Source organism: Mycobacterium sp., assembly GCF_008709575.1.
Taxonomy (GTDB): Bacteria; Actinomycetota; Actinomycetes; order Mycobacteriales; family Mycobacteriaceae; genus Mycobacterium.
In genome coordinates, this window is record NZ_VYIK01000395.1 from 1 (window position 1) to 666 (window position 666).

The 666-nt window shown below is 63.1% G+C and carries 1 protein-coding gene; it reads right to left on the reverse strand.

Annotation, left to right across the window (positions count from 1 at the left end):
- Positions 1-116: 116 nt before the first annotated feature.
- Positions 117-666 (reverse strand): sulfurtransferase (locus tag F6Q13_RS19175; RefSeq protein WP_293059896.1); only part of this gene is annotated, 550 nt, incomplete at its 5' end.

The following is a 666-nucleotide window of genomic DNA, read 5'->3' on the forward strand; positions in this document are numbered from 1 at the left end:
CACGGTCGAAGAGCACCTTCTTCTCCGCCAAGTACCACCGGATCAGAGCTCGGCGCGGTCCGATGCGCGCAATTGTCGCCGTCGAACACGCCCTCATCATCAGCTCGATGTGTCGGCTATTCGAGACCGCGGGCGACAGGGCGGGTCGGATCGGAAATCCACTCGGACCATGACCCGGGAAACAGTGGTGCCTCGCAGCCGACCGCAGCAAGCGCGGCGATCGTGACAGTCGCGGTGATGCCTGAGCCGCAGTAGAGACCGACGTCTCCACCGTATTCGATGTCGTGGTCGGACCATATTTGGCGGAGCGCGCTCTCGTCGAGAAAAGTTCCGTCGCTTGCCAACACAGCGGTACTTGGAATGTTCTTGGCGCCGGGGATGTGACCTGCGACCGGATCGATCGGCTCAAGGTCGCCACTGAAGCGTTCGGGCGCGCGCGTATCGATCAGCGTCAGCCCTCCGGTAAAGCATTGTTGCGCAGTTAACGTAGGAAGGCTTCCCTCATACAGATTGCACTGCGGCACAGCGATATTTCCGGCTCGCGGGGTTACCGGTCCGGTGTCCAAGCGACCTCCGGCCGACCGCCACGCAGCGAGGCCGCCGTCGAGAACGGGCCAAGCCCGGAGGCGTGGTGTATGAGTTCGCTCGATCGCGTGACCCTTCGGG